The 14,047-nt window shown below is 65.7% G+C and carries 15 protein-coding genes; 6 read left to right on the top strand and 9 right to left on the bottom strand.

The window, feature by feature from the left end:
• The first annotated feature begins 4 nt into the window (after positions 1-4).
• From AC5RTE_RS11590 to AC5RTE_RS11580, 3 genes are all read left to right on the top strand, one after another.
• A complete protein-coding gene (locus AC5RTE_RS11590; RefSeq protein WP_494041541.1) occupies positions 5-628 on the top strand; it encodes a TetR/AcrR family transcriptional regulator in 624 nt (207 codons plus the stop codon).
• A gap of 97 nt (positions 629-725) precedes the next feature.
• Positions 726-1,847: a S1C family serine protease gene (locus AC5RTE_RS11585; RefSeq protein ID WP_494041540.1), complete on the top strand. Its 1,122-nt coding sequence runs from the start codon at positions 726-728 to the stop codon at positions 1,845-1,847.
• A 25-nt stretch (positions 1,848-1,872) separates the two neighbouring features.
• Entirely contained in the window at positions 1,873-2,166 is a 294-nt protein-coding gene (locus AC5RTE_RS11580; protein ID WP_494041539.1) for a hypothetical protein, read from the top strand.
• A gap of 66 nt (positions 2,167-2,232) precedes the next feature.
• On the opposite strand, the gene paaZ is transcribed toward AC5RTE_RS11580, so the two are convergent.
• Positions 2,233-4,341 (bottom strand): phenylacetic acid degradation bifunctional protein PaaZ, encoded by a 2,109-nt coding sequence (gene paaZ / locus AC5RTE_RS11575; RefSeq protein ID WP_494041538.1) that lies wholly within the window; start codon positions 4,339-4,341, stop codon positions 2,233-2,235.
• Positions 4,342-4,485: 144 nt separating this feature from the next.
• On the opposite strand from paaZ, the gene AC5RTE_RS11570 reads away from it, so the two are divergent.
• A complete protein-coding gene (locus tag AC5RTE_RS11570) occupies positions 4,486-4,932 on the top strand; it encodes a PaaI family thioesterase (protein ID WP_494041537.1) in 447 nt (148 codons plus the stop codon).
• Between the two features lie 52 nt (positions 4,933-4,984).
• On the opposite strand, the gene AC5RTE_RS11565 is transcribed toward AC5RTE_RS11570, so the two are convergent.
• A complete protein-coding gene (locus AC5RTE_RS11565) occupies positions 4,985-7,057 on the bottom strand; it encodes a S1 family peptidase (RefSeq protein ID WP_494041536.1) in 2,073 nt (690 codons plus the stop codon).
• On the bottom strand, positions 7,054-7,773 hold the full coding sequence (locus tag AC5RTE_RS11560) for a tyrosine-protein phosphatase (RefSeq protein WP_494041535.1): 720 nt from the start codon (positions 7,771-7,773) through the stop codon (positions 7,054-7,056). The genes AC5RTE_RS11565 and AC5RTE_RS11560 overlap by 4 nt, the downstream gene beginning before the upstream one ends.
• Before the next feature lie 150 nt (positions 7,774-7,923).
• On the opposite strand from AC5RTE_RS11560, the gene AC5RTE_RS11555 reads away from it, so the two are divergent.
• On the top strand, positions 7,924-8,853 hold the full coding sequence (locus tag AC5RTE_RS11555; protein WP_494041534.1) for an SGNH/GDSL hydrolase family protein: 930 nt from the start codon (positions 7,924-7,926) through the stop codon (positions 8,851-8,853).
• An 11-nt stretch (positions 8,854-8,864) separates the two neighbouring features.
• Here the strand turns inward: AC5RTE_RS11555 and AC5RTE_RS11550 are convergent, their stop codons facing one another.
• Entirely contained in the window at positions 8,865-9,473 is a 609-nt protein-coding gene (locus AC5RTE_RS11550; RefSeq protein ID WP_494041533.1) for a GNAT family N-acetyltransferase, read from the bottom strand.
• A 75-nt stretch (positions 9,474-9,548) separates the two neighbouring features.
• Between AC5RTE_RS11550 and AC5RTE_RS11545 the strand changes: the two genes are divergently transcribed.
• Positions 9,549-9,782, top strand: a complete 234-nt coding sequence (locus tag AC5RTE_RS11545; RefSeq protein WP_494041532.1) for a DUF6480 family protein — start codon at positions 9,549-9,551, stop codon at positions 9,780-9,782.
• Positions 9,783-9,791: 9 nt separating this feature from the next.
• Here AC5RTE_RS11545 and AC5RTE_RS11540 read toward each other — a convergent pair whose 3' ends face one another.
• The 5 genes from AC5RTE_RS11540 to AC5RTE_RS11520 form a co-directional block, all read right to left on the bottom strand.
• Positions 9,792-10,601 carry a 3-hydroxyacyl-CoA dehydrogenase family protein gene (locus tag AC5RTE_RS11540; protein WP_494041744.1) on the bottom strand — a complete coding sequence of 270 codons (810 nt, stop codon included), beginning with the start codon at positions 10,599-10,601 and terminating at the stop codon, positions 9,792-9,794.
• A 62-nt stretch (positions 10,602-10,663) separates the two neighbouring features.
• Positions 10,664-11,488 (bottom strand): enoyl-CoA hydratase/isomerase family protein, encoded by an 825-nt coding sequence (locus AC5RTE_RS11535; protein WP_494041531.1) that lies wholly within the window; start codon positions 11,486-11,488, stop codon positions 10,664-10,666.
• Positions 11,488-12,714: a thiolase family protein gene (locus tag AC5RTE_RS11530; protein WP_494041530.1), complete on the bottom strand. Its 1,227-nt coding sequence runs from the start codon at positions 12,712-12,714 to the stop codon at positions 11,488-11,490. The genes AC5RTE_RS11535 and AC5RTE_RS11530 overlap by 1 nt, the downstream gene beginning before the upstream one ends.
• A 116-nt stretch (positions 12,715-12,830) precedes the next feature.
• Entirely contained in the window at positions 12,831-13,508 is a 678-nt protein-coding gene (locus AC5RTE_RS11525; protein WP_494041529.1) for a pentapeptide repeat-containing protein, read from the bottom strand.
• Entirely contained in the window at positions 13,508-13,969 is a 462-nt protein-coding gene (locus AC5RTE_RS11520) for an SRPBCC family protein (RefSeq protein WP_494041528.1), read from the bottom strand. The genes AC5RTE_RS11525 and AC5RTE_RS11520 overlap by 1 nt, the downstream gene beginning before the upstream one ends.
• Between the last annotated feature and the right edge of the window lie 78 nt (positions 13,970-14,047).

Here is a 14,047-nt window from a genome sequence, read left to right as displayed (position 1 = left end):
CTCCATGCCCAGCACCACTGACACCACCAGTTCCGCCGCCGGCGCCAAGCGCGGCCGGCCGGGATACGACCAGCAGTCGGTGCTGCGCATCGCCGTGGACGTGTTCAACCGGCATGGTTACGACGCCACGTCCATGGGCATCCTCGCGGACAACCTGGGCATCTCAAAGTCCGCCATCTACCACCACGTACCGTCCAAAGGCGACCTCCTCAAGCTTGCCCTGGATCACGCGCTCGGTGGCCTCGAAGCCATCCTGGAAGAACCCGAAGCTACCTCCGGTGCAGCCGATTCCCGCCTCGAATTCGTGCTCCGGCAAACGGTCGCGGTGCTGGTGGACCGGCTGCCGTTCGTCACGCTGCTCCTGCGCCTTCGCGGCAACACCGAGATTGAACGCGACGCCCTGGAACGCCGCCGCACGTTCGACCACAAAGTGGCCGGGCTGATTTCCGCTGCACGGGACGAGGGCTCGCTGCGCCAGGACATCGATCCCCGCACCGTCACCCGGCTCCTGTTCGGCATGATCAACTCCATCGTGGAATGGTACAAACCCGGCGGCTCCCTCTCGCCGGAAAGGCTCGCCGACGACGTCATAACCATGGCGTTCGACGGGCTCCACTCCCAACCGTAGGATCCTTGCGCCGATCCCAAATACTAAGCGTGCTTGGTATTTTTGTTGGTCCCCGGCTACGGTGGTAGAACCAGTCAGCATCCGCAGGAGGCCGTTCATGAGCACCACCACCAGCCAGGGTTCATCCCGCCCGGCGCGTGCGCGCGCAGCGGCCGGCGGAGTGCTGCTCGCCCTGGCCCTTACGGCGTGCACTGGCTCGCCCACTCCCCCGGCCCCAAGCGAAACGTCCGCTTCGACAACCGGCGGCACCGTGTCCCCGGGTGCGACGCAGCCCGGCCCCACGGGTTCTGCCGGCAGCACCGCGCCGGCACCTGACGCAGCCGGCGGTATTCCTGACCTGGTAGCCAACCTTTCCCCGTCTGTGGTGACCATCTTCACCGAGGGCGGCGGGCTGGGCAGCGGCGTGGTCTATTCAGAGGACGGCCTCATCCTCACCAACGAGCACGTTATTCGGGGCAACACCAGGGTGGAAGTCGGATTCGCGGACGGCCAGCGCGTGGCCGGGACCGTGCGGGCCACTGATCCCGTCACCGATTTGGCCCTGGTCCAGGCCGACCGCACCGGCCTGCCGAAGCCCGTCTACCAGAACGACCTCCCCCGCGTGGGTGAGGGTGCATTGGTGTTGGGCTCACCTCTGGGCTTCGAGAACACAGCCACGGCCGGCATCATCTCCGGGCTCCACCGTTCCATCCCCGGGTCCGCCTCCAACAGCCTTTCGCTGGTGGACCTGATCCAGACCGACGCGCCCATCAGCCCCGGCAACTCCGGCGGCGCGGTGATCAACATGCGCGGTGAAATCATCGGCATCAGCGAAGCCTATATCCCGCCATCGGCCGGAGCCGTCTCACTGGGCTTCGCCATACCTGCCGCCACCGCGGTGGAGGTGGCCGAGGAACTGCTCGCAGACGGCACCGCCGAGCACGCCTACCTGGGCCTCACCCCGTCCCAACTGACCCCGCAGATTGCCGACCAGCTGGGCATCGACACCACCACCGGCGTGGTGGTTCTGTCCGTTGACGAGGACGGCCCCGCCGGACGTGCCGGAATCCGCCCCGGCGATGTCCTGGAGTCCATGGAGGGCGTGGAGTTGACTGCGCCTGAGAAACTCCTGGCTGAACTCCGGAACCGCAACCCCGGCGATACCGTCGGCTTCAAAGTCCGCCGGGACAGCCAGACGCTGGACCTGAAAGCGGACCTCATCGACCGGCCCACAGAGTAGTACACCCGAGAGAAAGGTTAGACACATGAGCAACCACAGGGAAGAACCGGACGCCGGATACATCACTCCGGACCCGTCCAAAGTCCGCGAGGACATTCCCGGCGACGCCGGAGACGAAGCCAATGCCATCCGCTTCAGCGAGGAGCAGGCGCTGATCGAGGAACAGGCCAAGGGCATCCGTCCCGACACCTACAGCGTCCCCTCCGGTGGCCCCACCATGGACGAGGCCCGGGGAAACATGGACCTTTCAGACCAGACCGGAGCAGCGCCGTCGGACGACAGCAGCGACGACGGACTGCACAGCGGCGCCGAATCCTGACCCCGGCATAACGCGGCGGAAGGGGCGCCCCGGTTGATCCGGGGCGCCCCTGTCGTTTTCGAGGCGCTACTTGGCTACGAGGGTGAGGACGTCGTAGGTGGCCACGATCTCGTCGTTCTGGTTGGTCAGCACAGCGTCCCAGGCGACCTCGCCGTACTCGTCCGTCTCGCGCGGAGTGATCTTCTTCGCGGTGAGGGTCACCCGGATGGAGTCGCCCGCGGCCACCGGAGTGATGAACCGCAGGTTCTCCAGACCGTAATTTGCCAGCACCGGCCCGGGGGCAGGCTCCACGAACAACCCTGCACCCCAGGCCAGCAGGAGGTAACCGTGCGCCACGATGCCGGGGAAGAACGGATTGGCTTCCGCCGCTTCCTGGTTGGTGTGGGCGTAAAAGGTGTCGCCGGTGGTGTTGGCGAACGCTGTAATGTCCTCCAGCGTCACTTGGCGGAGGTCGGACCTCACGGCGTCACCGATACGCAGTGTTTCAAGCGGTTTCCGGAACGGATGCGTCCCCTCGGTTTCCACTGTGAAGTTGCGGTCGGCGCCCGGATGCCAGACCCCGGTGACAGCGGTCAGCATGTTCGGCGAACCCTGGATGGCCGTGCGCTGCATGTGGTGCATTACCGAGCGGATGCCGCCCAGTTCCTCGCCGCCGCCGGCCCGGCCCGGCCCGCCGTGGACCAGGTGCGGCACGGGCGAGCCGTGGCCGGTGGAGCTGCGGGCGTCCTCGCGGTTGAGCATCAGGACACGGCCGTGGTGGGCGGCGATACCCGTGACAAGTTCGCTGGCAATGGCAGGATCATTAGTACACACCGAGGCCACCAGCGAGCCGCTGCCCCGGGCGGCGAGGCGGACGGCGTCGGGAATGTCGGTGTACCCGATCACGGAAGAAACCGGGCCGAAGGCCTCCAGCGAGTGGACCTCCTCGGCCTCCGGGTCCTGCCAGTTGAGCAAAAGGGGAGCCATAAAAGCCCCGCCGTCCGCCACACCCGTGGATCCGTCAGCGGAGGTGACCGACGGCGCCTCGAGAGTTCCGTACGCGAGCTCGCCCCCGGCGTCGAGCATGGACTGCACGGCCGCGCGGACGCCCTCAAGCTGCTCCACGGAGGCGAGCGCACCCATGGTGACGCCGTCCGCCCGGGGGTCCCCAAGGACAACCCGCTCCGAGATGCGCCTGCCGATGGCCGCCGACACGGCGGGCACCAGTTCCTGCGGCACGATGGCACGCCGGATGGCGGTGCACTTCTGCCCGGCTTTAGCCGTCATCTCAGTGACGACGGACCGGACGAAAGCGTCAAATTCCGGCGTTCCCTCCACCGCGTCAGGTCCGAGGATGGCGGCGTTCAGGGAGTCGGTTTCGGAGCTGAAACGGATTCCGCCCTGAACCACATTGGGGTGGGACTTCAGCGACAGCGCGGTGGAGGCGGAACCGGTAAACGCCACCAGGTCGCGGTAGTCGAGCACATCCAGCAGTCCGCGGACGGAGCCGGAAATCAGCTGCAGCGAACCCTTGGGCAGGATGTTGGATTCGACAATCGCCTTAACCACGGCGGCCGCCACGTACCCCGTGGGTGTTGCGGGCTTGACGATGGTTGGGACACCGGCGATGAATGCCGGGGCCAACTTTTCCAGCATGCCCCATACCGGAAAGTTGAAGGCATTGATCTGCACGGCAACGCCTGGGATGCGGGTGTAGATGTGTTCACCGGCGAAGGACCCGTCCTTGGACAGCACCTCCATCGGACCGTCCACCACCACCTGGGAGTTGGGCAGTTCGCGGCGGCCCTTGGAGCCGAACGTGAAGAGGACGCCGATGCCGCCGTCAATATCGATCGTCGAGTCCACCTTGGTGGCGCCGGTCTGGGCGGAGAACGAGTAGAAGTGCTCGCGCCGGGCGTGGAGGTACTGTGCCAACTCCTTGAGCTTGAGGGCGCGCTGATGGAAGGTCAGCTGGCCAAGTTCCGCCTGCCCGGTGGTGCGGCCGTAATTGACGACGGCGGCGAGGTCCAGCCCCTCGGTGCTCACCTTGGCCAGGATCTCCCCGGTGCTCGCATCACGAACAGGGACGGCGGAACCTGTGGAACCGTCAGGGGTCCACCACGCGTCCATGATGAAGCTGGGTACTGTCTCCACGGTGTCGACCGTGGCCTGGGGAGCTGTGGCGGTGGTGGTCATCGGTGACGGGTCCTTCCAACAAGGGACATACAAAGGCGGCCAGTGATTACTGACCGTCCGTTCGGTAATATAGTCACCATACATGAAGGCCGCTGGTGCAGACTAGAAGGCCGGGCTGGAAATGGTCACCCCAAAGGAGAACTAATGAGCGCCCCGTCACCGAAGGATGCACCCGTCGAGAACCATCCCGACGCGCACCAGCTGTGGAAAATCACCCTTGGCGAGCTCGACGAGAAGATGGGCGTGAAGATCCTCGAGGAATCGGTGGAGCGGGTGGTAGCCACCATGCCCGTGGAGGGAAACCGGCAGTCCTTCGGGCTTCTGCATGGCGGAGCGTCGCTGGCCGTGGGTGAAGCGGTAGGGTCATGGGCGGCCGTGATCCACGCGAGCACCATGGGCAAGACGGCCGTCGGCGTGGACGTTTCGGCCACCCACCACCGCTCGGCGCGCGATGGCCAGGTGACCATCACCGCCACGCCCATCCATCTGGGCGGCACCCTGACCACGCACGAGGTGGTCATTACCAACGAGGCCGGCCAGCGGCTCTGCACCATGCGCATCACCAACCTGCTGATGCGGCGCCACAAATAAACCCGTCGCCCTGGCGCATAGCGTCAGTCACTCCCCGGCCGTCCCCTAGAGCTTATTTCGTGGTGGTGCGTTTCCTGCGGACGCGGACGAGCACCATCAGCAGGCCGCCGACGGCGATAGCCGCCGCGGCCGCGCCTGCCGCGGGCGCCAACGCTGACGCTCCGGTGTAGGCAAGAGTGCTGTTATCCCTTCGGTTATCGCCGCCTCCGGTGCCGGCGAGTGGAGCGGCCGGACTGTTCACGGGCGGGTTCTCGACGACGGCGCTGGGCGTGGGCGCCGGGATTGGCGTTGCGGATGGGGCAGGGCTCGCCGGGGCCGGCATAGGTGCCGAAGCAGAATCTGCTACCGGGGTGCCTGTAGGGCCGGTGCCTGCTGGTGCGGCCGGCACGAACTCGAAGCTGCTGGTTCCGGATGTGCTGTACCCATTGATCGTCTCCGCCGTGAACTTCAACGCTTGTGCGCCGTCAGGGGCGGCAAAGCTCCAGGTGCCGTCACTGCCAACGGGAACTTCGAACGGTTCCTGCCCCTGAATGGTGATCCGGACTTCCGACCCGGCTGCAATCCCGGTAGCAGGGGCTGCCGGGACGTTCCCGCTGATCACCTGGCTTGGCTCGTAGGTTGCTCCCGCGGCGGGGGCGGCTACCACCGGCTTGTTAAGGAACAGCTCCAGCTGGTACCCGGGCAGGACGGCGAGGCTTCCGCTTAGGGTGGCGGCGACGGCCTGATTCGGAAGTGGTGGTTGACCGGGTTTTGGTGCAGGTTCCCCGGCGGCATGTGTCCCCACGGCGTAGTTGCCGCTGACATAGGGTCCGCCGGAATCGCCTCCGCTGGACTGGACATCATAGGACAGGAAGCCGTTGAAGGCACGGACGTCCTTGGGGTCCGAAGTGACGGCAGGTCCTCCCACCAGGAAAATACCCACGGCATCTATGGTGCCGCAGGACCAGGCCGAGGTTCTGCCCGAACGGCAGACAGCCATCCCCGCTACAGGTTCTACCGTGCCGATAATTTTGACATCATGTGCCGGCTGGGAGGGGTCGCCCCAAGTGCTGGCTGCCGGAAGCGGTTCCACATCGGGGCCGAGTGACTCAACCACCGCGATGTCCGTTCCCACGTTCCCGGGGTCCGACAGGGCCGTGTGGTCCGAACCCGTGGCGGTGTTGGCGTCCAGCACCCGTGAGTTGCCCGGACCGCCAAACTGGCTGAATCCAAACCTGCCCAAGAACCCGATCCGGTTGAACTGCGATTCCAATTCGGCTGTTTCTGCAGCACCATCGGAAGCACAATGCCCTGCCGTGAGGACTGCAGGCAGCCCTGCGGGGTCGAAGGCAGAGAAACCCGTTGAACAGACCCAGCCGGTGTCGGCGATGTAGCCAACCCCGCCGGGAACGTCCGCTTCAGGCGCCAGTGGACCTCCGCCGTCGAGCTCCACGTTGGCGTAGCGGGAGACAAACTCAGCCGGCGATTTCTTGCCCGCACCCCCTGCCGGCGTCGCGTCTTCGGCGCCGTCCAATCGGGCCTGCGCACCAGCCGTATCCGGCACCGACTCCGGGAAGTTGATGTCTCCGGTCCGGATGACGAACTTCCCACCTGACGACACCACGGCCTGCAGGCCACTCGCGCCCACTTCGCGGAGGTACGCCTGAAACAGCTGCTCCGTGCTGACAGCCACTTCCGTGCCTTGGGGTTCCTCATCAGGAGCTTGAGGAGTTTCAGCTTCGGGCAGCTGGGCCGGATCTTCGACAGCCAGCGGGACGCTGACGGAGAGTGCTGCCACTTCCGCCAGCAGTTCCGCCCCGGAACCTGTAACAACGATCTGCCCGTCCTGGAGCCGTGTCCCCGTATAGCCCGGGACGTTCCGCAACCGGGCTATAATTTGGCCCGCCTGGGTACCCAGCTCCCCCGCTGCGGCAAACTCCGCCGGGGTCATGCCGAGGTCCCGCGCGACGGCCTCCTCGAGGGCGGCGTCGGACAGGCCCGAATGCTGCGACCCGGACACGGTGGCAGAAGGTGCTGGCACAGGTTCGTCCGCCGCCCACGCCGGTCCGGCGGCGTACGCAGAAGACGCCAGAACTCCCGCAGCGGCGCCGGCAGCGAGGGAACGCCTGGCTCTACCGGCCCTCATCGGGGCACCGCGGCTCCGCAGAGCGTCAGCACCGCGTCCAGCTCTTCAGGGGTGAGTCCGTGCCGCAGGAGGAAAGCACGCGTGTCAAGGCTCCGTACAAAGTCCACCACTGCGGCGCCGCGCTGCTCCAGCAAAGGAACTAGCTCGGCTTCCTCAACATAGCGTTCCCGGGCATGCGGCGGGCCGTGGGTGCGGTAGCGCTCATTGATGCCGCGGGCTGCGCGCCGATAGCCGTCGGCGATCTCTTGGTCGGACGCACCCGCCAGGTCCTGCACCATGGCCGCAACCATCCCGCTGCGGTCCCTGCCGGCTGCGCAGTGGAGCACTACATCCCCGCGCACCGCTGCCGCAGCGAGTTCACGAAAGACGCCCGCCAGCTTTTCCGGAAAAATCCGGGCGTTGTCCGGGTAGTAGGCGGGATCGTTGAGGTAGGGCCCGGACAGCTCGGTGAAGCGCGGATGGCCCGGTTCCTCGGTGGGTGCGGACACAACAGCGATTCCCGCCCAGGCGGTATCAGCCACCATCGGGTCGCTGTCCCGGCGCTGCACCTCGGCAGCGTTACGGAGGTCAATGACAGTGCGGACCCCGTCGTCGTACGCCTGCCGCCAGCCCGCTTCCGTCAGCCATTCTCGCCTGCCCATCCGGTAAACACCGCCGGCCACATGCCACGCATTGACAGCACCATCCCAGTCCATGGACCCGTCCGCTTTGCTCATCCGCACAGCTAACCACAAGCGTTAGGTAGGTGCACGTCACATTGGGGGAAGCGCTGGTGAAATTGGGGTAGCCGCTGAGGGTTACGTCCGTTGCCGCGCGGCGTACGGTACACATACCTGTCCTCTGCCCAGCACCAAAGGAGAGCCACGATGGGGAGCACAAAAGCACGACGGCGTCACTCCGCTCTTGCGGCGGGCCTGGCCACGGTGGCTGTGGCACTGGGGCTGGGGGTCATGCCCGCAGCGGCTGGAGCCCCTGCCGACGTGGACTATGTGGCCCTCGGGGACTCCTACACAGCCGGCACCGGGGCCGTTTCCCGGATCGACAACGTCTTTCCGCCCTTTGTGCCAACCCTGCCTTGCACCCAAACCGAGGGTGGTTATGTAGACGTTGTGAACGCGGTGGAACCCGTGGACTTGAAAGCCAACGCAGCCTGTCATGGCGCTCTTATAAAGGCAAGGACATGGGATGGAGTCCACAGCGTCCTGGAGCAGATTGCTGAGCTGACGGCAGCAGGAAAACTGTCCCGGAGTACTGAACTGGTAAGCCTCACGGCTGGCGCCAACGACGTGGGAGTCAACGTCGTGCTCTACAAGTGCGCCACATCCACGGCCGCCGTGTGCCGGCAGGCGGTCGGGTCCGCAGCGGCTGCCATGCCGGCCGTTGGGGCAAGTCTGGTGCGCGCCCTCGGAACCATCCACAGGCAGGCACCTGATGCCAGGATTGTGGTGCTGGGCTATCCACGCCTTTTCAACCCTGCAGGAGCCCCGGCCATCCCTGCCGAACAGCAGCGACTGGTGAACCAGGGCACGTCTCTGCTTAATGCGACGATCGCCGCCGCTGCTGCCACCGCCAGGGCCCTCTACGGCGCAAACGTGCAGTACGTCGACGTGACGGCCCGCTTCGCAGGCCATGAAGTCAACACCCCGGAGCCCTGGATCTTCTTTGACGCGGCACCTGATGCGAACGGCGTCCTCGTGTTTGATCCCCGGAGCTTCCACCCCAATAAAGCCGGGCACCAACAGTATGCTGCAGCGCTGCTTTCCGCAGTCAATCTGCAACAGCTCGCACGGCCGTAACCTGCAGTCCCCTAGCCCCGCCGCGCCAGCCGGTATTCGAGTCCGGCACGGACCATGGGCCACTCGTGCTCAAGGATTGAAAACACCACGGTGTCACGCAGGATCCCGTCACGCGTCCTTGAGTGGTTGCGGAGCACGCCGTCCTGCTTGGCACCCAGCCTCGCGATGGCCTCCCGGGACTGGTGGTTGAGCCAGTGCGTCCGGAACTCCACAGCCGGGCAGCCCAGAACCTCAAAGGCGTGGCGCAGGAGCAGCAGCTTTGAGTCGGGATTCGTACCGGTTCCCTGCACAGACGCGGCATTCCAGGTGGAGCCGATTTCCACGCGGGGAGTGCCGGCGTCGACATTCATGTAGGTGGTCATTCCTATGATCCTGCCGGCGCCCCCGGTGGTGGGATCCACCAGCCGGGTGGTGAAGGGCAGCATGGAGCCCTGCTCCTGCAGCGCGAGCCGCCGCTGGATTTCAGCAGCCATCTCGCCAGGGGCCGGCACCGACGTGTACCAGAGACGCCACAGCTCACCGTCCCGTGCCGCGTCCACCAGGCCGTCATGATGGTCCGGATCCAGCGGTTCGAGGGTTACATACCGCCCGGTCAGGGTAAGGGGTTCAAGGAAGGTCACCGCACCAGCCTAGGTCCAACCGCCTGTGCCGGGGTTAGGCTGGAGAGCACCAGGACGCAAACGAGGGAGAAAATCGTGTCAGGACAGAATCCGGACCCGGAAGAAGACAAGCTCACTGGCCTGGAGCCTGGAGGCGGAGTGCCGCCAGGGGAAACGCCGCCGGGCGAGGCCTCCACCACCACCACCCAGGGCCATGACGAGCACGGTACGAGTCGGGGCACGCAGTTCTTCGTGATAGCAGCCATCGCAGTGGTGGTCCTGCTGTCACTCCTGTACTTCGTCGGCTACATCGTGGGCTTCTTCGATTAGCCCGCTATCCTAGCTGGGCCAGTCAAAAAAGCCCTTGCCGGTCTTGCGTCCCAATTCGCCCCTTGCCACCTTGTCCTTGAGGATCTGCGGCGGGGCGAAACGGTCGCCAAGGGTGGAATGCAGGTATTCGGCAATGCCGAGCCGGACATCCAGCCCCACAATGTCGGTGGTTTTCAGCGGCCCGGTGGGATGCTTGTAGCCAAGGACCATGGCGGCGTCGATGTCTTCGGCCGAGGCCACCCCCTCCTCCACCATGCGCATGGCCTCCAATGCGATGGCAACGCCCAGCCTTGAGGAGGCAAAGCCTGGAGCGTCATTGACGACGACGGCGGTCTTGCCGAGTGCTTCCACCCACCCTTTCGCCGCGGCAGCGAGTTCAGGAGACGTGCGCGTTCCGAGCACCACCTCGATCAGGGTGGATGCCGGAACCGGATTGAAAAAGTGCAGTCCCAGGAAGTTCCCTGGCCGCTCGAGTTCGCTGGCCAGGCCGCTGACGGACAGCGACGAGGTGTTGGACGCCAAGTACGCGTCATCGGCGAGCCGCTCCTCAATTCCGCGCAGCGCGGTCACTTTCAGGTCCCAGTCCTCCGGGACGGCTTCAATCACCAACTGCCGGTCTTTGAAGGCGTCGTAATCGACGCCCACGGCAAGCCGGGAGACAAGCTCGTCCAGGTTGGCGTCGACGGCTCCGCGCTCGATGCTTTTTGCCGCGGCGGACTCGACCCGTTCCCGGGCACCCTGGGCGGACTGCTCGTCACGCTCGATCACCAGTACGTCCGCACCCTTGACCAGGAACGCATGGGCGATGCCCGCACCCATCCGGCCCCCGCCAAGGACGCCAACGCGGGACGGGAGCTTCGGGGCGGATTGCAGCGTGTTCGTCAATTCGTCTCTCCGGTCTTATTGCCGGCCTTCGCACCGGCACTCCTGTCGGCCTTCTTTGCGGCGTTCTTGTCGAGGAACCTTTGCATCCGGTCGAACTTGGCCTCTGATTCAAAAAGGATGCCCTGGGCCAATTGGTCGATCAGGGGGTGGGCTTCCGCCGGGGCGTGGAACACGGACTTGGTGATCCGGACCGCCAGAGGATCCTGCCGGGCGATCCGGTCCGCCAGGTTCTGCGCCGCCTCCAGGAGCTCCGCCGGCTCGTGGACTTCGGTGATGAGGTTGACGGCCAGTGCCTCTTCGGCTCCAAGGACCTGGCCTGCCAGCAGAATCTGCTTTGCTACCGGCTCCCCCACCAGTTCCTTAAGCCGCCAGCTGGCGCCGGCCGCGGCGAGGATGCCCAGCCCGGTTTCCGGATTGCCGATGCGCACGCCGGGGGTGCCGATGCGGAAATCGGCGGCGTAGGCCAGTTCCGCTCCACCGCCGAGGCAGTACCCGTCCACGGCAGCGATCACCGGCATGGGCAGTTTGGCGATCCGGACAAAGATGGTGGAGTTGATCCCCTGCAGGGCATCGTCCCGGCGCCGCTGGCGCAGCTGCCCGATGTCTGCCCCTGAGGCGAACACCCCGCCCACACCCGCGATGATCAGCACCTTCGGATTCTGTTCAAGGGCTGTGCAGACAAGGTGGAGTTCGTCCACCATCTGCTGGTCGATGGCGTTCCGGACCTCAGGACGGTTGAGGAGCACCACTACGCGGTCGGTGCGCTCCTCCACCAGCAGCGCATGGAACTTTTCGGACGCCAGGTCCACGGCGCCCGGCATCAAACCTTCTCCAGCAGCATCGCGGTGCCCTGGCCCACACCAATACACATGGTGGCCAGCCCCACGCGGGCATCCTCCCGCTCCATCCGTCCCAGCAGGGTGATGGCGATCCGGGCCCCGCTGGAACCCAGCGGGTGCCCCAAGGCGATGGCGCCGCCGTCGTTATTGACGATCTCCGGCTCCAGTCCCAGGCGGCGGATGCAGGCGAGGGACTGCGTGGCAAACGCTTCATTAAGTTCGACGGCGCCAAGGTCGCCTACGCTGAGGCCGCTCCGCTTGAGGACTTTCTGGGTGGCAGGCACCGGACCAATGCCCATGATCTCGGGCTCGCAGCCCGCCGAGGCACCATCAATGATCCGCGCACGGGGCGTGAGGCCCAGCCGCTCAATGGCCGCTTCCGAGGCGACGATGATTGCAGAGGCGCCGTCATTCAAGGACGACGAGTTGCCGGCCGTGACCACCGTTCCGCCGTTCGCCACCGGCCTCAGCCCGGACAGGACCTCCATGGTGGTGTCCGCCCGGGGGCCCTCATCCGTATCCACCACATGCTCCGACTTCCGGGTCTTGACGGTAACCCCGACAATCTCGTCTTTGAACCGGCCGGCAGCCGTGGCGTCCAATGCCCGCTGGTGCGAGCGGACGGCGAAGGCGTCGGCGTCCTCCCGGAGGATGCCGTCTACGCGGGCCACTTCCTCTGCCGTTTCCGGCATGGAGTAGGTCATCTTGCCGTCACGGGACAGCTCGCCCTTATGGAAGTGCGGATTGGTGAAGCGCCAGCCAATGGACGTGTCAAAGATCTGGCCCGGCTTGGCAAAAGCGGAAGTGGGCTTCTCCTGCACCCAGGGCGCGCGGCTCATCGATTCCACGCCGCCGGCAATGACGATGTCCGCGGCGCCCGCTTTGATCATTTGACTGGCCTGGATAATGGCGCTGAGGCCGGAGGCGCAAAGCCGGTTGACCGTGATGCCCGGAATGTGGAGCGGCAGCCCGGCAAGTATGGTGGCCATCCGCGCCACATTCCGGTTTTCCTCACCGGCCCCGTTGGCGTTTCCAAGAATGACCTCGTCGATGCTGTCCGGGTCCAGCCCGGCACGGTTCACCGCCTCCCGGATGACCAGGGCCGCCATATCGTCAGGGCGGACGGACGAAAGCTCGCCACCGTACTTGCCTACCGGCGTTCGGACCCCGCCTACAAGGAAAGCCTGCGGACCTGCGGTTGCAGCCATGGAAACACCCTTCACGCGATAAACAGCACTGTCATCGGCGGCAGGCAGAGCAAAGCACTTACCGACCGTTCGTTCTGTAAATAGTACACGGGCGGTTGTCCTATGGGTACCGGGGCTTAGAGGACCGAGAGGCCGAGGTGGGCGGCAAGCAGGGGCGCCAGAAGGCCCAACTGGTACTCATCCACCACCACGCCCGCCATGCTGCCGAGCCCGCTGATGCTGCGGAACTCCGTCCCGCGCAGGTCGAAGTCCTTGAGCTTCGCCCCGGTGAGGTCGAGGGACCCGATGGTGCAGTTCTTCAGTGCCACGCGTGTGCCCGTGGCAGAGCCCAGGTCCAGTTCGTTGATGATGCAGTCGGTGATGAGCACGTCCGTAAGCCTGGCGCCGCGCAGGTTGAGGAAGTCCAGCTTGCCGCCGTCGATCCGAACCGACTGCCAGCCGCTTTCATACAACTCCCCCGAGCCCAGCCGCGGGTTCCGCAATTCAACATCACGCCACGTGGAGCGGGCGGCTTTGAACACCGGCGCATACAGCTCACCCAGGATGCAGTCGCGGAACGAGGAGCCGCGCAGCTGGGTGTCGTTGAATGAAACCCCTTGGAACCCGCACTCCGCGAAGTCCGTGCCGCTCAATTCCAAACCGTTAGCCTCCGCACGGCTGTACCGGCCCCCGTCGTACCGACCGCCGCGGCGGAAGTCTGACGCCGGTTGCTCCGTGAGGTTTTCCAGCCGGACCGGGGTAAGCCTGGGCGCGGCCACCTTGAAGGCAGCCGCTTTTGCGGAACGCCCGGCCACTACGGAAGCGACTCTGCTTTGGCCGCGATCTCCGCCAGGTCCTTCGCCAGGGCCTTGCGGGTGGCGGCCATGCCCATCCTGCCGAACAGCAGCATCATGAGGCGGCTTGCGAACGTCGGCTTGATGACCTCGGCGCCGAAGGTGAGGGTCAGGTCCGTGCCGCCGTCTCGGGCGGCAAGGCCGAAGCGGGTGGTGTAGTCCGCCCCGCCCTGGACAGCCTTCACGGTGGTATTGCGCTGAGGTTCGGCCTCGGCCACCCACATCTCCACCGTCTCTGCTTTGCCCAGCATCTTCCGGGTCTCCTTCCAGCGCGTCCCTTCCCCGTAGGGGCCGTCGGTGAGAAGCTGCACGGAATCCACTCCGGACAACGTCGCCGCCGAGCCGGGGATGTCCGTGATGACGGACCAGACCTTTTCCGGGGACGCGTTGATGTGCTGGGTGAGGCTGATGCTGTGGTCCATGTTGTGAGCCTAGCCGCGCATCCGGACAATCAACAGGCACCCCTCCCGGGCGGGATGAGCCGACTTGAAATAGTAAGC

It is taken from the genome of Arthrobacter sp. K41 (genome assembly GCF_059089645.1).
The sequence above is the reverse complement of the archived record's forward strand: the minus strand, read 5'-3'. Positions and strand labels throughout refer to the sequence as shown.

What these genes read in the sequence shown, in the direction of transcription:
- AC5RTE_RS11565 (WP_494041536.1), bottom strand. Translation starts at nt 7,057, where the DNA reads ATGAGGGCCGGTAGAGCCAGGCGTTCCCTCGCTGCCGGCGCCGCTGCG.
- AC5RTE_RS11530 (WP_494041530.1), bottom strand. Translation starts at nt 12,714, where the DNA reads ATGGCTGCAACCGCAGGTCCGCAGGCTTTCCTTGTAGGCGGGGTCCGA.
- AC5RTE_RS11535 (WP_494041531.1), bottom strand. Translation starts at nt 11,488, where the DNA reads ATGCCGGGCGCCGTGGACCTGGCGTCCGAAAAGTTCCATGCGCTGCTG.
- AC5RTE_RS11585 (WP_494041540.1), top strand. Translation starts at nt 726, where the DNA reads ATGAGCACCACCACCAGCCAGGGTTCATCCCGCCCGGCGCGTGCGCGC.
- AC5RTE_RS11560 (WP_494041535.1), bottom strand. Translation starts at nt 7,773, where the DNA reads ATGAGCAAAGCGGACGGGTCCATGGACTGGGATGGTGCTGTCAATGCG.
- AC5RTE_RS11570 (WP_494041537.1), top strand. Translation starts at nt 4,486, where the DNA reads ATGAGCGCCCCGTCACCGAAGGATGCACCCGTCGAGAACCATCCCGAC.
- AC5RTE_RS11590 (WP_494041541.1), top strand. Translation starts at nt 5, where the DNA reads ATGCCCAGCACCACTGACACCACCAGTTCCGCCGCCGGCGCCAAGCGC.
- AC5RTE_RS11520 (WP_494041528.1), bottom strand. Translation starts at nt 13,969, where the DNA reads ATGGACCACAGCATCAGCCTCACCCAGCACATCAACGCGTCCCCGGAA.
- paaZ (WP_494041538.1), bottom strand. Translation starts at nt 4,341, where the DNA reads ATGACCACCACCGCCACAGCTCCCCAGGCCACGGTCGACACCGTGGAG.
- AC5RTE_RS11540 (WP_494041744.1), bottom strand. Translation starts at nt 10,601, where the DNA reads ATGGGTGCGGGCATCGCCCATGCGTTCCTGGTCAAGGGTGCGGACGTA.
- AC5RTE_RS11580 (WP_494041539.1), top strand. Translation starts at nt 1,873, where the DNA reads ATGAGCAACCACAGGGAAGAACCGGACGCCGGATACATCACTCCGGAC.
- AC5RTE_RS11555 (WP_494041534.1), top strand. Translation starts at nt 7,924, where the DNA reads ATGGGGAGCACAAAAGCACGACGGCGTCACTCCGCTCTTGCGGCGGGC.